The sequence below is a fragment of the Pararhizobium polonicum genome (assembly GCF_001687365.1).
GTDB classification, from domain to species: domain Bacteria; phylum Pseudomonadota; class Alphaproteobacteria; order Rhizobiales; family Rhizobiaceae; genus Pararhizobium; species Pararhizobium polonicum.
Window position 1 is genome coordinate 19022 of record NZ_LGLV01000022.1, and the last position, 15988, is coordinate 35009.

Annotated in this window: 14 protein-coding genes and 2 pseudogenes; 9 read left to right on the top strand and 7 right to left on the bottom strand. The window is 56.6% G+C overall.

Going from position 1 to position 15988, the window contains the following annotated elements:
- Positions 1–28 precede the first annotated feature (28 nt).
- On the top strand, positions 29–2002 hold the full coding sequence (locus ADU59_RS27960) for an FG-GAP repeat domain-containing protein (protein ID WP_068958876.1): 1974 nt from the start codon (positions 29–31) through the stop codon (positions 2000–2002).
- Positions 1996–2805 (top strand): shikimate dehydrogenase family protein, encoded by an 810-nt coding sequence (locus ADU59_RS27965; RefSeq protein WP_244506532.1) that lies wholly within the window; start codon positions 1996–1998, stop codon positions 2803–2805. Before ADU59_RS27960 ends, ADU59_RS27965 begins: the two co-directional genes overlap by 7 nt.
- 54 nt (positions 2806–2859) lie before the next feature.
- On the opposite strand, the gene ADU59_RS27970 is transcribed toward ADU59_RS27965, so the two are convergent.
- Positions 2860–3687, bottom strand: coding sequence for a shikimate dehydrogenase family protein (locus ADU59_RS27970; protein ID WP_068958880.1), 828 nt, complete (start codon positions 3685–3687; stop codon positions 2860–2862).
- The gene (locus ADU59_RS27975) at positions 3684–4496 is read right to left on the bottom strand and encodes a sugar phosphate isomerase/epimerase family protein (RefSeq protein WP_068958882.1); all 813 of its coding nucleotides are present in this window, start codon (positions 4494–4496) and stop codon (positions 3684–3686) included. The genes ADU59_RS27970 and ADU59_RS27975 overlap by 4 nt, the downstream gene beginning before the upstream one ends.
- A 313-nt stretch (positions 4497–4809) precedes the next feature.
- Here ADU59_RS27975 and ADU59_RS31500 point away from each other — a divergent pair, with 313 nt between their 5' ends.
- The 4 genes from ADU59_RS31500 (at position 4810) to ADU59_RS27990 (ending at position 8909) form a co-directional block, all read left to right on the top strand.
- Positions 4810–5421, top strand: coding sequence for a helix-turn-helix domain-containing protein (locus tag ADU59_RS31500; RefSeq protein ID WP_083198452.1), 612 nt, complete (start codon positions 4810–4812; stop codon positions 5419–5421).
- 709 nt (positions 5422–6130) lie between these two features.
- Positions 6131–6952 carry a sugar phosphate isomerase/epimerase family protein gene (locus ADU59_RS27980; RefSeq protein WP_068958884.1) on the top strand — a complete coding sequence of 274 codons (822 nt, stop codon included), beginning with the start codon at positions 6131–6133 and terminating at the stop codon, positions 6950–6952.
- Between the two features lie 93 nt (positions 6953–7045).
- A complete protein-coding gene (locus tag ADU59_RS27985; RefSeq protein WP_068958886.1) occupies positions 7046–7855 on the top strand; it encodes a sugar phosphate isomerase/epimerase family protein in 810 nt (269 codons plus the stop codon).
- A 208-nt stretch (positions 7856–8063) separates the two neighbouring features.
- Positions 8064–8909 carry an SDR family NAD(P)-dependent oxidoreductase gene (locus tag ADU59_RS27990; RefSeq protein WP_202970085.1) on the top strand — a complete coding sequence of 282 codons (846 nt, stop codon included), beginning with the start codon at positions 8064–8066 and terminating at the stop codon, positions 8907–8909.
- 126 nt (positions 8910–9035) lie between these two features.
- Here ADU59_RS27990 and dnaE2 read toward each other — a convergent pair.
- A pseudogene (dnaE2, locus tag ADU59_RS29815) lies at positions 9036–9367 on the bottom strand (error-prone DNA polymerase); the annotation flags it as partial.
- A gap of 225 nt (positions 9368–9592) precedes the next feature.
- Between dnaE2 and ADU59_RS27995 the strand changes: the two are divergent.
- Together ADU59_RS27995 and ADU59_RS28000 are read left to right on the top strand one after the other, a co-directional pair.
- Positions 9593–10003, top strand: coding sequence for a winged helix-turn-helix transcriptional regulator (locus tag ADU59_RS27995; RefSeq protein WP_068958890.1), 411 nt, complete (start codon positions 9593–9595; stop codon positions 10001–10003).
- A gap of 201 nt (positions 10004–10204) precedes the next feature.
- Positions 10205–11632 (top strand): aldehyde dehydrogenase family protein, encoded by a 1428-nt coding sequence (locus ADU59_RS28000; RefSeq protein ID WP_068958892.1) that lies wholly within the window; start codon positions 10205–10207, stop codon positions 11630–11632.
- Positions 11633–11732: 100 nt separating this feature from the next.
- Here the strand turns inward: ADU59_RS28000 and ADU59_RS28005 are convergent, their stop codons facing one another.
- Entirely contained in the window at positions 11733–12617 is an 885-nt protein-coding gene (locus ADU59_RS28005) for an SDR family oxidoreductase (RefSeq protein WP_068958894.1), read from the bottom strand.
- A gap of 80 nt (positions 12618–12697) precedes the next feature.
- Between ADU59_RS28005 and ADU59_RS28010 the strand changes: the two genes are divergently transcribed.
- Positions 12698–13273, top strand: a complete 576-nt coding sequence (locus tag ADU59_RS28010) for a TetR/AcrR family transcriptional regulator (RefSeq protein ID WP_068958896.1) — start codon at positions 12698–12700, stop codon at positions 13271–13273.
- 238 nt (positions 13274–13511) lie between these two features.
- Here the strand turns inward: ADU59_RS28010 and ADU59_RS28015 are convergent.
- From ADU59_RS28015 to ADU59_RS28025, 3 genes and pseudogenes are all read right to left on the bottom strand, one after another.
- Positions 13512–14266 (bottom strand): annotated as a pseudogene (locus tag ADU59_RS28015) (SDR family NAD(P)-dependent oxidoreductase).
- Positions 14267–14350: 84 nt separating this feature from the next.
- Positions 14351–15097, bottom strand: a complete 747-nt coding sequence (locus ADU59_RS28020) for an SDR family NAD(P)-dependent oxidoreductase (protein ID WP_068958898.1) — start codon at positions 15095–15097, stop codon at positions 14351–14353.
- A 5-nt stretch (positions 15098–15102) separates the two neighbouring features.
- Complete coding sequence (locus tag ADU59_RS28025) at positions 15103–15942, bottom strand: fumarylacetoacetate hydrolase family protein (RefSeq protein ID WP_068958899.1); 840 nt, start codon at positions 15940–15942, stop codon at positions 15103–15105.
- Between the last annotated feature and the right edge of the window lie 46 nt (positions 15943–15988).

Below are 15988 nucleotides of genomic sequence, written 5' to 3' on the forward strand. Positions count from 1 at the left end.
ACGAATTTGAAATAGGGAGATTGGGCGCGTGAGTGTAAAAAGGTGGGAGGACGATGCGACCGTCTGGCATGGTCCGGACTATGGCGCTGAGGTGCTGCACTATCATCCGGAGGTCGGTTCCGCCGCGGTGGCCGGCCGCATCATCACCTGTGTCGAGGTGATCGACTGGACAGGAACGGGAAGCAGAGACCTTTTGATTTCGGCATGGGATCCCTGTTACGATGGCCGGGTCTTTCTGCGACGGCAGATCGGAACTCATGAAGACGGAACGCCGGTTTTGGGCGAAGAGGAGCTCATCGAGGGCGTCCGCGGCTATGTAACGGCCGTGAAAGACGGCGACACCTTTCACCTGGTGTCCGCATCGCGCATGCGCAAGCAGATCTATGTTTTCCCGAATATCGGTTCCAAGGGATCACCGGAATTCGGCGAACCCTTGCGGCTCGAATTGGATGCTGACTGGGTCAAGGGGAATGAATATTTCCACATGGCCCGCTTCCACGACATCGATGGTGATGGCGTGCCCGAATTGATCGTGGGCAGCGACTATTGGGACGACTACTGGCCGAACGGGCTTGAATGGAACGACGAAGGTTATCGCGGCTATGACGATGCCGGGCGCTGGCTGGGTGGTCCGTTGCGCGGCTTCCTTTACGCCTTCAAAAATACCGGAACACTTTCCAATCCGGTTCTTGAAAAGGGCAAAGCTCTGATCGCCGGTGAAACGGCACTTGAGGTTTACGGACAGCTTGCGCCTGCTTTTGGCAAATTCGGCGGACAGAAAGATAGCCTGATCGCTGGCGAATTCTGGAATATCCTGCATATCGCGCGGCAACGCGAGGACGGATCGTTTGAGCCAACCAGCCTTCTTAGAACGCCGGACGATGAAGTCCTGGAACTCGATCAATGCATCCACCTGCCCTGCGTGGTGGACTGGGATGGCGATGGACGTGAAGATATTCTCGTCGGAGCCGAGGACGGCTACGTCACCTTCCTCAAGAACTGCGGAGATGGAGCGGACGGGCTCCCGCGGTTCGAAAAGCGCGGGCGTGTGGAGACCACCAAGCCTCTGATTCATGCCGGGGTTCTGCCGAGCCCGGCCGCCCATGACTTCAGCGGCGACGGACATTTCGATCTCGTGGTTGGAAACAGCAGCGGCGAACTGCTCTTTTATCCCAGCCGGGAAGAGAACGGCTCGATCTATCTCGGCAAGGAACACATGCTCGAAGCGGGCGGCAAGCCGGTTAGAATCGCGGCGGGCCTCGACGGCTCGATCCAGGGGCCGTCGGAAAAGATGTTCGGCTATTCGTGCCCGACGATTGCCGACTGGACCGGCAGCGGACATATGGACCTCTTGGTCAGCGACGTCACGGGCCGTCATCGGCTGTTCCGCAACACCGGCGAGAAGACCATCCCGCCGCGTTTCGCCGAAGAGGAGTTTCTCACCTATAACGGCAAGCCGCTGAAAACTGTCTGGCGGGTCCGTCCGGCGGTCGTTGACTGGCAGCAGAATGGTCAACTGCACTATCTCGCATTGGACGAGAACGGTGTGCTCAGCGACTGGACACGGTCTTCCGACACAGAACTCGTCAACAAAAGACACGTTCGGTGGGAAAATGGCGATGCGATAAGGTTCACTGTCGATGTCGGCGGTGGCCGCGGCCGTGTGAAGCTTTGCCTCTGCGACTGGGAGGGCACCGGACGCATGGACCTCATTTTCGGAACTCATGCCCGCGCCTGCGTTCCGCCCGATCCGAAGACCGGCGCTCCGCGAAACACCACAAAGCAGGCTGGCCTGTTCCTGTCCCGGAATGTGGGAACACCGGAAGAGCCTCGTTTTGCCTTCCCGCTCCCTATCAGTTTCAAAGGAGAAACCATTGCCATGGCCATGCACGTCGCCTCTCCTGAAGCGGTGGATTGGGCCGGACGCGGCGCTCTTGACCTGATTGTCGGGGTCGAGGACGGCACCATCGTGTGGTTGAAGCGAGAGGAATTGTCGTGGTAGCCGGCTTCGAAATTCGCGGGACTACCCGTCTGATGGGCGTGATCGGCGATCCGATTGCCCAGGCCAAGACGCCCGGCGCCATCAATCCCTTGTTTGCAGCACGCGGTGCCGATATCGCCTGCATCCCGCTGCATGTACCGGCAAGCGATCTGTTGACCATCTGGGCTGGATTGAAGGCAATGCCGAACCTCGTGGGGTTCGGCATTACCCTTCCCCATAAACAAACAGCGGTCGACCTCTGCGATAGTCTTGATCCCGTGGCGGCACGCGTCGGAGCGGTCAATGTCGTCCGGCGCGAAAGGGATGGCAGCTTCCGTGGCTATCAGTTCGATGGAAAAGGATTCGTCAGGGGCCTGCTGGCAGAAGGTATCGTAATCGAAGATCGCAACGTGTTGCTGGTCGGTGCCGGTGGTGCCGCCGTGGCGATTGCGTTCGCGCTCGTCGAAGCCGGCGCCAGGGGCATAACCGTTTCCAATCGGACGACGGACAAAGCGGAGGCTCTGGCAGAAACGGTCAACGCAGGCTTCGGCCGTAGCGTTGCGAAGGCCGGAAAGGCGGTGCCTGAATCGGGCGCATTGGTCGTCAACGCGACGTCCCTGGGCCTCAAGGAAACGGATGCCCTGCCGCTCGATGCCGGACTTCTGCGACCCGCGATGACCTTTGCCGAAGTCATCGCTCAGCCTGAAACCACCCCACTCCTATCGCTTGCGGAGAAGAGAGGCGTGCAAGTCCATTCGGGAATTCACATGATCACCGGGCAGGTCGGACTGATTGCCGACCACCTTTGCGAACTCTGGGGATAGAAAAAATCTGATGCATGAACGCCGCGCGTGCCATGCCGCGCGGCGTTCTTATGATTACAATGCCGTTCCCGCAGGAAGGCCTGCGGCAAAACCGGCCATGAGCCGGATCTGTGCACCAAGCATATCATTCCCGTCGGAGGTCGCAGCACCTGCCGCACGCGCGGCGCGCAGGAGCGCCGTCTCTCCGGTGAGGCTTGCGATATCGGCAACCAGCATATCCGGGCTTATCGCTGCGTCCGGCATCGGGAAAACAGCCGTTCCCTTGATGCCGATCGGTGAAGCGTTAATCACCACGTCATAGTCCCAGCCACTCGATGCATCGACAGCACGCGCGCATTCATGCCCGCTCACGGCGTTGACCATGTTCGCTGTGAACGCGATCGAGTCCGCAGAAAGATCCATCAGGCTAAGCTGCCCTACGCCTTCTTCAGCAAGCGCAAAAGCAATGGCGCGACCCGCACCTCCTGCCCCGACGATCAGCACGCGGGCGCCACGAATCCGCCCCTTCGCTTCCCCCAGACCTTCGACAAAGCCCGTTCCGTCAAAAAGTGCGCCATGCATACGCCCATCGGTGCCCCGCTGCACGCAGTTTACCGCGCCAACGGCCCTGGCAGTCGGCGTCAGCGTGTCGCAACGTTTCGCGGCCGCCACTTTGTGTGGCACGGTGGTGCTGATTCCGCTGACATTCGACATGGCAGCGAACGTGTCCCATGCGTCCGCGAAACGCTCGGCCGTTACATGAAAAGGCACCGCATAGATGTTTTTGCCCGCAGCGGCAAAGATGGGATTGATCAGATGTGGTGTCTGTACCTGGAAAATCGGATCGCCGAAAACGGCATAGATCCGCGACTCCCCGTCGAGATTCGGGATCGTTGCCTTCATGATGCCGCCTCCTGGCCAAACAACTGCCGACACCGGTCGATGGCGATGTCCATCACCTCGCCAGGATCGCGTGACCACCAATCTGTAGAGAATATTTCCACCTCGACCGGCCCTTGGAAACCGGCGCGCCGTACCATGCCTTCGATAGCGGGCAGATCGATAATGCCGTCGCCCATCATCCCCCGATCCGTCAGTATGTGCCGGGTGGGAACGAGCCAATCGTTGACGTGAAAGCCTAGAAGCCGCCCGGCGCGACCGGCGCGTTCAATCTCCGCCGCAAGACGCTCATCCCACCAGACATGGTATACGTCGACCACCACCCCGATTCCCGGACCCAAAGTTTCGGCCAGCGCATTGGCATGGGACAGGCTTGCGATGACCGTACGGTCGCCCGCAAGCATGGGATGAAGCGGCTCGATTGCCAGCTTTATGTCGATCTTTCGCGCCATATCGAGCAGCCGGCCGAACGTATCCTCCACCCGCCGCCGGGCCGCATAGAGGTTTTTCTCGGTTTCGTGGAGGCCGCCGGTGAAGACGAAGACGTGATCAGCACCAAAACGCGCCGCTCGCTCCAGCTCCGCCTCGGCGCGATCCAAGTACTCAGGAACGAACGGGCCGATGCGATTGTAGCCAGAGACTGTCATGCCAAAGTCATCAAGGGCCGACAGCGCATCGGCCTCGCCAATTTTTGCGATTTCGTCACCCCAGACCGACACTGTCTTTAGCCCCCGGTCTGCAGAAAGACGTAGAAACGTCAACATATCCGCTCGTTCACGGACGGTGGCGTGGTTGAATACGATTTCTGTCATTAGACCTCTCAGAACTTTTCGATGCTGAGCCAAGAAAGATTGCCTAGACCCCGTTGAGCTATTCCCGATAATCAGCGCACTCACCGAGCCGAAGCCCGTACTCCTGACGGTAAGACAGGGAACCAGGACTGACGCTGGCCGGATGAAATCCGGCGGTGCGCGGACTAATGTTCTAACCGCCGTTCAAGCGGCTGCTTGTGGAACACCTCTCACACCACTAATGGAATATTGTTCCGATAAACCGAATATCGTGATACAATGCGTCTTGTCAAATCCCTTCTAGACCGATGTTTCTACGTGATCACGTTGTTGAGTGAGAACGCCACTGGAACTGTCGCTTGGCGAAATCAGCCGTCGACTGGACGTTCCAAAGAGCGTAGCGCATCGGCTGCTCAACAGTCTGCGTGACTTAGGTTGGGCCGAACAGTATCCCGAGAACGGCTTCTACCGGCTTTCGTTGCGCCTCGCAGCGAAGGACCAGCGCCGGCTAGGCGGTACACGGATCCCCGATATCTGCCAACCGATTCTGGGTTGGTTAGCCAGCAATACCAAGGGACTTAGCGGGATTGCGATCTTGGTTGACATGGATCTCTCATTCACAGGGAATGCGTTCCGGCCTGATTTATCAGCCGGAACTCGTGGTGAAGGTCCCGTTGCACACGACGGCCAGCGGAAAAGCCTGGCAAGCGACGCTGGAACGGGAGGAAGCTTTGGCCGGGACCGTTACCAATGGACTGGGACGGACATAGGCGGCCCGCGTGTTATCGCGTCTAAGCAGACATTGTGGCCATCCCCGTTATTCAGTCTCATGTCATTCGCGCTGGAGGCCGGGTTGTTGGAACGGCGAGCATTACGGGACCAATCCACCGCTTTTCCCCGCCCGTACTTCCCAGTTAGCGGAACAGGTGAAGGCCATTGCCGATGAACTTTCGCAACTTTGGCCGTATCGGATCACCTCCCCTAGCCCGCAAGCCACCCCTTCAAGAAGTTCGCAAGTGATTGGGAATATGATCTAAAGCACTCCAAAAATCCTCAAAGTTCCTAACGCACCTCTGAGGTCTGTTGACACATCGCACTTTAATGGAATATCGTTCCGATAGTGATGTGGAGATGGCCCTAGAGTTTGGTGGCCACCTTGGTGGCCGGTAGGAGGAAACAGTTGGATAGCATTGAGCTGAAGTCCGTTCGCAAGGTGTACGGCGCCGTACCCTTACGGCACGGCGTGTCTATCGATATTGATGAAGAGGAAGTTGTAACTCTGGTCCGGCCCTCGGGCTGCGGAAAGTCGACTGTCGCGGAAACATGGGCTACGTCAAAGGGCCACAGTTACTCTTAGTGGTATTTCAGCCTGAGTCGAGACTCCCCCGTAAAGCTTTGGCTCAACAAGCAACTCGTCTTCGACGCTTCCGCACGACATTCAGCAAAAGACTTACTTCTTCGGCTTTGCGACGACGCAAACGATCGATCCAAGCCTGCTGAGGCACTCAGAACAGGCTCGATTATCATGACGGGAAGCCTCTGCGGCGTGCTCGACGTTATCAATCCAGGGGATGTATCCGTCCAACGGGGCGAGGACGATGTGCTGGATTTCGCGCTGTCGTTAGCCTCTTACACACGACGAAAAGGAGACCGAAGTGCAGTTGAACGATTCCTATACTGTGAACACTTACTCTTATACGACCCGTTACTCTGCTCTCGATTGCCTACGCCATCTTTCTCGTCTTGGCTTTTCCAGCTTCGAAATGATGCTTATCCCGGGGCATTTTTGGCCGAGTACCGCGACAGTCGCGGAGCGCAAAGCGGTCGAAAGTTTTCTAAACGAACGAAACATTCGCATCGAAACCCTCAATCAGCCGAACCTCGACGTTAATCTTGCAGCGCTTACGCCCGAATGCCGCAACTACTCTTGCGGTGTTGTTGCCTCTGCGTTGGAACTTGCGGCTGACTGGGGTGCCACTGGAGTAGTCGTCAACCCGGGAAAGACAAACCCTGTCTTCCCGGCGAGTCTTGAGAAGCTGACTGAATGTTTTCAATCGTCTCTCGACATCCTGGTGCCGCGCGCGGCCGAACTGCAGGTCCAGCTCATAGTTAAGAACCATCCGCTGTCGTGGCTTTATAAGGGAACCGACCTTCTATCCTTTTTTAATCGTTATGGTTGGACGAGCATCGGGTTGGGATATGACATTGCGAATGCCGCCTTCGGGCGCGATCCCGCAGTCGACGTGATTCCTCAACTAAAAAAGCATCTATCGGCCATCTACGTTGCAGACACGCCCCTGGAAGATTTTCGTCACGATCCACTTGGAGGAGGCGCAGTCTCATTCGAACCTATCGCTCAGGTTCTGGAGAGCATCGATTATCGCGGACCGTCGATTTTCGAGATCGTTTCAGCTGACCCTGACAGAGCAATTCTGGAAAGCGCATCATTTTTGAACAAATTCTGGCGGCCCAGATGATCGAGATCGGTCCATTGGCCTGCGACCTTTCCCTCTTAGATTGCAGATGAAACCGCATCACGCAGGTAGCGCTGAAAGCGACTGGAGACGTCGATGATCATAAATACTTTTTCCTACCTTTGGAGATCCACTGCGATACAGGCGATGTCTGAGCTTATCCGGCATGGCTTTACGGTATTTGAAGTTCCCGTGAGTTCCCCACACTGCTGGCCGGACGAAATGTCGAGAAGTTCGCGTTTGGAAGCGAGAAAGCAACTGCTGGACCACGGAGCGAGCGTCAGGTCGCTGAATGCTGGCGGATATGATATCAATCTGGCCAGCCCAGGCGCAAATATGAGGCGCAAAAGCACTGACCACATTAGAGATGTCATCCAACTCGCGGTCGATTGGGGGGGGGCCGATGTTGTAATCTCTCCAGGAACGCGTCGTCCGATGATTTCTCCCACCATCCCGCAAACCCTTGGATGGCTATACGAGAGTCTTGACGTGCTTCTACCGGTTGCAAAGCAAGCCGGCGTGCGGCTCCTCATGGAGAATACCCCATATTGTTTCAGGCCGACAATCGGGGAACTTGTCGGTCTTGTCGAGGAAATCAAGAGCGAAAATCTGAGCATCGTCTATGACGTCGCAAACGCAGCCTACATTGGCGAGGATCCAGTAGCGAGTCTTCGGTTGCATCACTCTCACATAGGTCTCGTGCATATCTCGGATACGGGTTCGGACGTCTGGGGCCACGATCCTATCGGCACGGGGATCATAGATTTTGAAGGTCTCGGGCGCGCCGTCGATTCAGTTTTTAGTATTGATAGTGTCGTTCTCGAGGTTATTCGCGAAGAAGCGCCGCTGTTGGAAGTCAACAATGCGATGCAGGAGCTCAAAAAAAGGGGCTGGAGGGTTGATTGATAAACCCCGTATCGCACTTACGCTCGCTGGAAGATCCCCGTCGGTCAATGAGTGAGCTGCGCCCACGGTATCCAGCTAAAGTGGTGGATACCGTGGGGTACGCGATTTTTTGTGAGTGCCCATCACGCCCTGGATGCCACAACAAGGCATCTTGTTGGGCGGGCAGAGTTCAACAGTTTTTGTATTTGGAGTTACTTAGAATCGTATCGTGATTTCGGAGGAAATTCCAATTCGTTTCATAAAATCAATCGGAGAAGTGTCCATGAAGGTGTTAGTGAGTGGAGGAAGCCGCGGAATTGGCGCAGCGGTTTGTATACGTATCGCAGAAGCAGCTTCATCAAGAGGCGAGCGCGCTCAGATTGCAGTGTGTGGCCTTGGTTCCTCCGAAGGGCAAGAGGACGTCGCGCGTTCGGTGCGCGCGTTGGGAGGCGATGCTATTGCGTTGTCTGGCGACCTGGGCAACATCGATGTGGCCCCGAACCTCGTAGAGGCGGCAGTGTCGGAGTTTGGTGGTCTGGACGCTCTTGTTGCCAATGCCGGCATGGCAAGTCCCGGAAATATCTGTGATTTGTCGGCTGACGACTGGGACAAGATGTTCGCGGTCAACCTTCGCGGAGCTTGGCTTCTGGCCAAACACTGTCACCCGCACTTAAAGCAGAGTCGGGGCGCGGCATGCTTCACATCGTCGATGTCGGGACAAGTACCTCATGCGGGATCAGGTGCATATAGTCCAAGCAAAGCGGCACTAACTATGCTTGCGAAGACCCTTGCCTTGGAATGGGCGCCGGATGGCATTCGTTCGAACATCGTCTCTCCGGGAATGACGCACACTCCAATGTCCGCAAAGATGTATGCCGATCCAGCGATTAAACGAGCGAGAGAGGATCTGATCCCACTTTCCAGGATCGGCGATCCAAAAGACATTGCTAATGCGATTGAGTTCCTGATAAGCCCACTTGCGAGTTACATCACCGGTCAGGACCTCTGCGTCGATGGCGGCTTCTCAAAATCAATCTTAAGCCATATCCCTGGGCGCCCAAGCTCAAATTCGTAGTCAGCGAAGTCGTACCCGCGCGCTTTAATACATTCCAGCAATTGGCCCCGGAAGACGAATGCTTTTGAAGGTTCTGGCGATCGCGGAAGCGCTGTGATCGTCAGAAACTTAAGCCCGTTCCCTGCAATGCGCGAACTCGTTACCCTCTCCGTCGTTGGCTTGAACTGTTCGTCACGATCAGCCGGAGCGGCCAAATCGCTTGACACGAGTCGAACAGCTGCTGGGCAACAAGATGGACGACCTCCCCTTCCCGTTGTATCCGGCCATTGATCGCCATCATCGACGATCCGTCGGCGTTTTTCGAAGAGTGTCGGCCAGACGACAAGCTCGGCCGGCTCTGTCTCGCCCACGATGGTGATGAACATGACGCCTTTGGCCGATCTCGGCTTTTGCCACACGAGCACAAGTCCGGCGGTATAGACCCAACGCCCATCCCTTGCGTTCATTGCCTCTGCACAATCACCGCCCCTTCAGACAGTACCAGTCCGGCGCAACCTTCTGCCCGCCGCCGATAGTCGTCAGCACTCGCTGACCCGGCACGCCTCGGGCGCAAAAAGGTGCTCGTATCTAGATGAGGTATGACAGGAAACATCGTTGCGTTTAATCGGCCGCATAAGTATACTATATAGACCTGACATCAACTAGGTACCGTAGCTTACCTAGATATCTCGAAGGAAACCAGTATGCTTGAGTTGGAACCACTCTGCTTCTCATCCGAATGCCCTAGCCGGGCCTTGTTCGATCAGATCGCTGACAAGTGGTCGATGATGGTGCTGGCTGTACTTGATGATGGTCCTCAGCGCTTCAACGCCATCCGTCGCCGACTACAAGGCGTGACCCAGAAAGCGCTAACTCAATGCCTTCGCCGGTTGGAGCGGAACGGCCTGGTATCGCGAGAGGTGATTTCGCTTTCGCCGGTCGCTGTGCAATATCAGATCACTCCGCTTGGCCGCACGTTGCAGGAGCCGCTGCAGGAACTGCACAAGTGGACGCTCGTGAGACTGCCGGAGGTCAGGGCAGCGCGACAAACCTTCGATGGCACCACTAAAGGAATGACAACGACGGATGGATTGCCACTTGGGTCAGCTGCGTGAACGCAGTACCGGCCCATCGGAGGAACGGCGCAGACGGATGACGTCTGCCCAAGCGTGACGACTGGTTAACGGAGCGATCGCCCGGTGCCCGTTCACGCGCACGCAGTATCCTTTGCCCTACCAGCGCTACTTGAAGTGCCTAATTGACGCCAAGTCTACAAAAGATACTTATGCTTTCGTCAACAATGATGGAGCATTTTCATGCGTAACAATCTTCAGTTTTATATCGATGGATCCTGGGTAAAGCCCACGAGCGACGCCGTAATTGACGTTATCAACCCAGCAGACGAATCCGTTGTCGGCCAAGTTGCTCTCGGGAACGCCAACGACGTCGATCAAGCCGTCTCTGCCGCGCGCAAGGCGTTTGAGACATACTCCCGTACCTCTGTCGCGGAACGTATCGCGCTTTTCGATCGGATCGTCGCCGCCTATGAGAAGCGGGCGGGTGACCTTGCCCTTGCGGTGACCGATGAAATGGGAGCGCCACAATGGCTGTCCGAGCAATTGCAGGTGACCGTCGGCGTTGCCCATTTCAAGATCGCGCGCGCGTCGCTTGACACTTATCGTTTCGACGAGCCGCTTGGCACGAGCGAAGTCGTGCGCGAGCCAGTGGGTGTTTGCGCTCTGATCACGCCTTGGAACTGGCCGTTGATGCTGATCGCCGCAAAGGTGGCCCCTGCACTTGCTGCGGGATGCACCATGGTGCTGAAACCGTCTGAAATCGCACCATTTTCTGGCACGATCATCGCTGAGATTCTACACGAGGCCGGAGTACCCAAGGGGGTATTCAATCTTGTTCATGGTGACGGCCGGGTCGTCGGCAACGCGCTGACGAGCCATCCCGACGTGGACCTTGTCTCGTTTACCGGCTCGACTGCGGCCGGGATCGAGGTTGCTCGCACGGGTGCCCTCACTGTCAAAAGAGTGCATCAGGAACTCGGGGGAAAGTCACCCAACATCGTTCTGCGTAGTGCGGACCTCGCATCTGCTGTCGAAGGCGGCGTGGCGCAAATGATGCTCAACAGCGGGCAATCCTGTAGCGCACCGTCCCGGATGCTGGTCCATGTCGATCAGGTTGCCGAAGCAATCAGTTACGCAAAGGCGGCCGCCGAAACCTGGTCGGTCGGCCGTCCCTCATCCAACGCGAAGATGGGGCCGGTAGCTTCGGAAGCGCAATGGAACAAAATCCAACGTATGATCCAGGCAGGTCTCGATGAAGGCGCCACGCTTGTGACTGGAGGGCTCGGCCGCCCAGATGGGCTTGATGCCGGCTTTTACGTCCGGCCTACGATCTTTGCCGATGTGCACAACAACATGACCATCGCGCGCGAGGAAATCTTCGGTCCGGTACTGGTCATCATCGCCTATTCCGACGAAGAGGAAGCGGTGAGGATCGCTAACGACACGACCTACGGCCTTGCTGCATACGTTCAGGGTGAGCGGGTTGCGGCTGAAGCTATCGCGCGTCGCCTGCGTGCCGGCCAAGTCTACTTGAACAATGTTAATCTTGATCTGGCTGCGCCTTTCGGCGGCTACAAGCAATCGGGCAATGGCCGGGAGTGGGGCCCAATGGCTATCGGTGAATTCCTTGAGATCAAGGCCATCATCGGCTTCCGTGATGCGGCCTGACAACTGACGTCAGTTTGACGTGGATGCCCCCGGGGCCGGATCACCAGTCCCGGGGGTATTCAGTAAAGTCTCGGCCGACTGGCAACCGAGCCATTTGATATCACCGCTTTTGAAAAGCCACGATGTTCTCACTCAGCCAGGCAGCGACGGACCGCGGCGCCTTGCCGGTCAGGTCTGTAAACGTCGACGTCGTTTCGGCAAGCACCGACTCTCTAAATAACCGATCGATGCCGAGCAGAACATCGGCCACTAGGTCGTTGGCGCCTGAACGGATCAACACTTCCCGTTGTTGCTCCGGGGTTCGGTGTTGGTATGTAACGGTTTTGCCCAAAAGTCGCGCGAGTTCGTCAGCGACCTCCGGCATACTGACCGTCGCCGGGCCGGTCAGGTGGTAAGCTCGTTGGGAATTCGCAAACGCAGTATCGAGCAGGGCAACGCGCGCGGCGTCGGCAACATCTCTTGTGTCGATTAGGTTGATCCGCCCGTCGCCAGCAGCTCCGCCCCATGAACCCTCGGCAACCGGAGCGCCGGCCCGCGCCAATATGTCCACGAAAGAGGATGGGCGTAGGATTGTATAGCCGATATCCTGGCGAGCAAGGTGCGCCTCGATCTCCATGTGCCAGTCGAACGGATGCAACTTCGACGCGGGTCCCATAACGGACAGTTTGACGATGTGGCGCACACCAGCCGCAACCGCAGCATCAATCAACGCGATCTCATTGACAACCTGTTGTGCCGACGTGCCATGCGTCAGGAAAAGCCGGTCGGCGCCGCGGAGTGCATCCAACAATGACGGTGGGTCGTCGAAATTCACGGTGGCCAAGGACACCTTATCGGACAGCTGAGCCTTATTGGGCGATCGACTTAACGCCACAACATTCACTGGGTCGTTGAAGAGGTTCGCGACGAGGGCCGCTCCGACGCGACCAGTTGCGCCCGCGACTGCGATCCGTGGTGTGGTCTGATTTCCGGTAGGACTGGACATGGAGATAAACTCGCTTATGTTGGAACGATCGGTTCAGGATTGTTGGACCGATCGTTCCATGATGTCAAGATGGGGGTAAGATGAGTGGAAAGCAGCAGTTCGACGATGCTATCGTCATAAATGGCGCAATGAACGTCTTTTGGCAAAAAGGCTTTGCGGCAGCATCTATCGACGATTTGACCGCGGCAATGGGATTGTCTCGCTCCAGTCTCTACAAGCGCTTCGGGGATAAAGAGGGGCTCTTTCACGAGGTGCTGGCAACTTACAACAGTCGCGTTTTACACCGGATGGGCCTTGTCAAAGCCGAAACACGACGGAAACAAATGGAGGCGCTGCTTTTGGAATTCCTCAGGAATGCTCCTGAAAAGCAGAAGCCCAGCGGCTGCATGCTTGTCAAAGCCTGTGTCGAGATTGCAGAGTTGCCTCCCCGTGGGAGAGCAGTGGCGTTCGAGGGGATCGAGGGGCAGCGCTCAATCCTTAGAGAAATAATAACTGCTGCCGTTTCGAACGGTGAGTTAAACTCGTCAACAGACGTTGAAGCGCTAGTATGGCACTTTCTCGGCGTTCTGCAGGCTATTACGAATATGCCGCAAATCGGCGCTACCGCTTATGATCTGCGTCGGATGGTTGCTTCGGCGATGCTTGCTTGGCCATAAATCATCTGAAAATGCGCAATCCGTCGGTTCCCAGCTCATACCAGTGAGCCTTATTCCCTCATCGAAGAAGGCCTGGTCCCACTACGGGAATTGGTCGATCTGGTTCTTTGGCAATCAAGTAGACCAGGACCGGCGAACATCTTGAGGTTGCCGGCTCTCATCGCGGCTTGATCTAAGTTGATCTCTTCACACTGAAAGTCGCCGACACTAAAGTGCCACTCACCATGCGGCTTCGTCATCACTGATCGCTACTCAGCCCTCTGACGGTGAAGCCGCCATCAACGAGCAAAACCTGACCAGTTATGAAGCTGGCGTCATCGGACGCCAAAAATGCGGCCGCTGCGGCGATTTCCTCAGGAGTACCGAACCTGGCGATGGGATACGGTCGAGCCACTCTTTGCGAACTTCATCTGTATATATCGCGTCGGTTAACGGCGTCGCCACCGGGCCGGGCGCTACGACATTGACGCGTATGTTATAGCAGGCAAGCTCTACCGCCATTATTCTTGACATATGGTGCACGCCGCCCTTCGATCCACCATATGCGACCCGCAACGAGTTTGCGATCTCGCCGGAGACGCTCCCAACATTGACGATCGATCCGCCGCCCGTCTTTTTCATCGCACGGGCCGCCGACTGCGCCACGACGAAAGTTCCACCGACATTGACCTTCATCACATTGTCGAACACGTCCATTGGCGTGTCGAGAAAAGGCATCGTCCGTGCAATCCCAGCGCTGTTGACGACACAATCGAGGCGACCGTAATCATTGACGATTCGTTCGACTGCTGCCTCCATGGACTCAGGTTCCGTTACGTCGAGTTTGGCATGTGTGGTTTTTCCAGTTCGGTTTTCTGCATTTTCGGTATTCATGTCGCCAACCACAACATGCGCACCTTCTTGAGTAAGTCGATATGCAATCGCTGCACCTAGCCCGGACGCGCCGCCCGTCACTAAGGCCGTCTTTCCAGTCATCCGTTGCTTGATGTACATTTGCTCTTCCCTGTTTATGGTTCTCGCGACGCACGCGGACCAGCGCTAGCCTCCTACGCCCATGGGCAATTTCGCTATCGCATCTCAGTACGTCGTCCTCCCTCCACTAAGATCGAAAGTCGAAGCGGTCGTGTAAGAGTTTTCTTCGGACAACAACCAGACGACCATAGATGCAATCTCGTGGAGTTCGACGAAGCGATCGCGAGGAATGCGCACGCGCATGTACTCGATGAACTCCACCGTCAAGCCATCTAAAAGCGGCGTCTTTGCTGTTGTGGGCGTGATCGCATTAACCGCAACGCCGGTTTTCGCCAATTCCTTGCCAAGCGATTTGGTGAAGCCGATTACGCCGGCCTTCGCGGCGCTGTATGCTGCAATATTGGGGTTTCCCTCCTTTCCTGCTACTGACGAGACGTTGACGATCCGCCCGTAATCTCGCTTGAGCATGACGGGCACGATGTTGCGGCAGCAATTGAAGGTTCCAGTTAGATTGACGTCGAGCACGCTCTTCCACTCGCTCGGGTCATAATCGATAGTAGGTTTCACCGGACCGGTGACGCCGGCAGAATTCACCAGACCGTCAATGCGGCCAAATGACTCCTCGGTCGCCGCAACGGCGACTTCCACTGAATCGAAGTTGGCTACGTCAACTTGGAAGGCTCTGGTCGCAGAACCAAGCACTCTCGCGCTGTTCGCGGCGCGCTCCTTATTCAAATCCCAGATTGCGACACGCCCCCCCGATTGGATAACGCTCTCAGCGATAGCGTAGCCGATCCCCTGCGCGCCGCCGGTGACGACGACAACGCGCTCGTTCAAGTCGATCATATTCATGGCCCCTATCCTCCGACTACGTTTTGAAGTTGTCTTCCGAGGCCTTGGATTTCGACCTCCATCAGATCGCCTGCTTTAAGAAATCGCTGCGGCTGAAAGCCCATTCCCACGCCCGGAGGGGTTCCGGTGGTGATCACGTCGCCGGGCTGAAGCACCATGAATTGCGAGATGTAAGAGACGATAAACGGGACCTTAAAGATCATCGTCCTTGTTGATCCGTTCTGAACGAGCTCCCCGTTGACTTTGAGCGTCAATGACAGGTTATCAACATCCACCTCATCCTTGGTAACCAACCATGGCCCGAGCGGTCCGAACGTCGGACAGCCCTTGCCCTTTGTCCACGTGCCGCCTCGTTCGAGTTGGTATGATCGCTCAGAGACGTCATTGCACACGCAATAGCCAGCGACATGGTCCAGAGCAGACGCCTCAGCGACATATGATGCTCGAGCACCAATTACGACAGCAAGTTCCACTTCCCAGTCCGTCTTTACGGAACCGGGAGGGATTTGCACGTCGTCGTTAGGGCCTACGATGCAGGACGGCGCCTTGTTGAAGATGATGGGCTCAGCAGGGATTGGCATGTTGCTTTCAGCCGCATGGTCGGCATAATTCAAACCGACGGCGATGAAGTTTCCAACATCCGCTATGCAGGGACCGATGCGGATGCCCTCCGGGACAATCGGAAGGCTCGCTTCATCGATTTTTGCGATGACACTCAGTCCCTCGCGACTGAGCATCCGTCGATCGATATCCGAGACTTGTGCCGATAGGTCGCGAATCTGGCCCTCACGATCTACTATGCCTGGTCTCTCGGCGCCGGGCTGGCCGAAACGGACAAGCTTCATTTCACATTCTTTCTGTTGTGATTGACATTGTTTCCTCGATACTCGC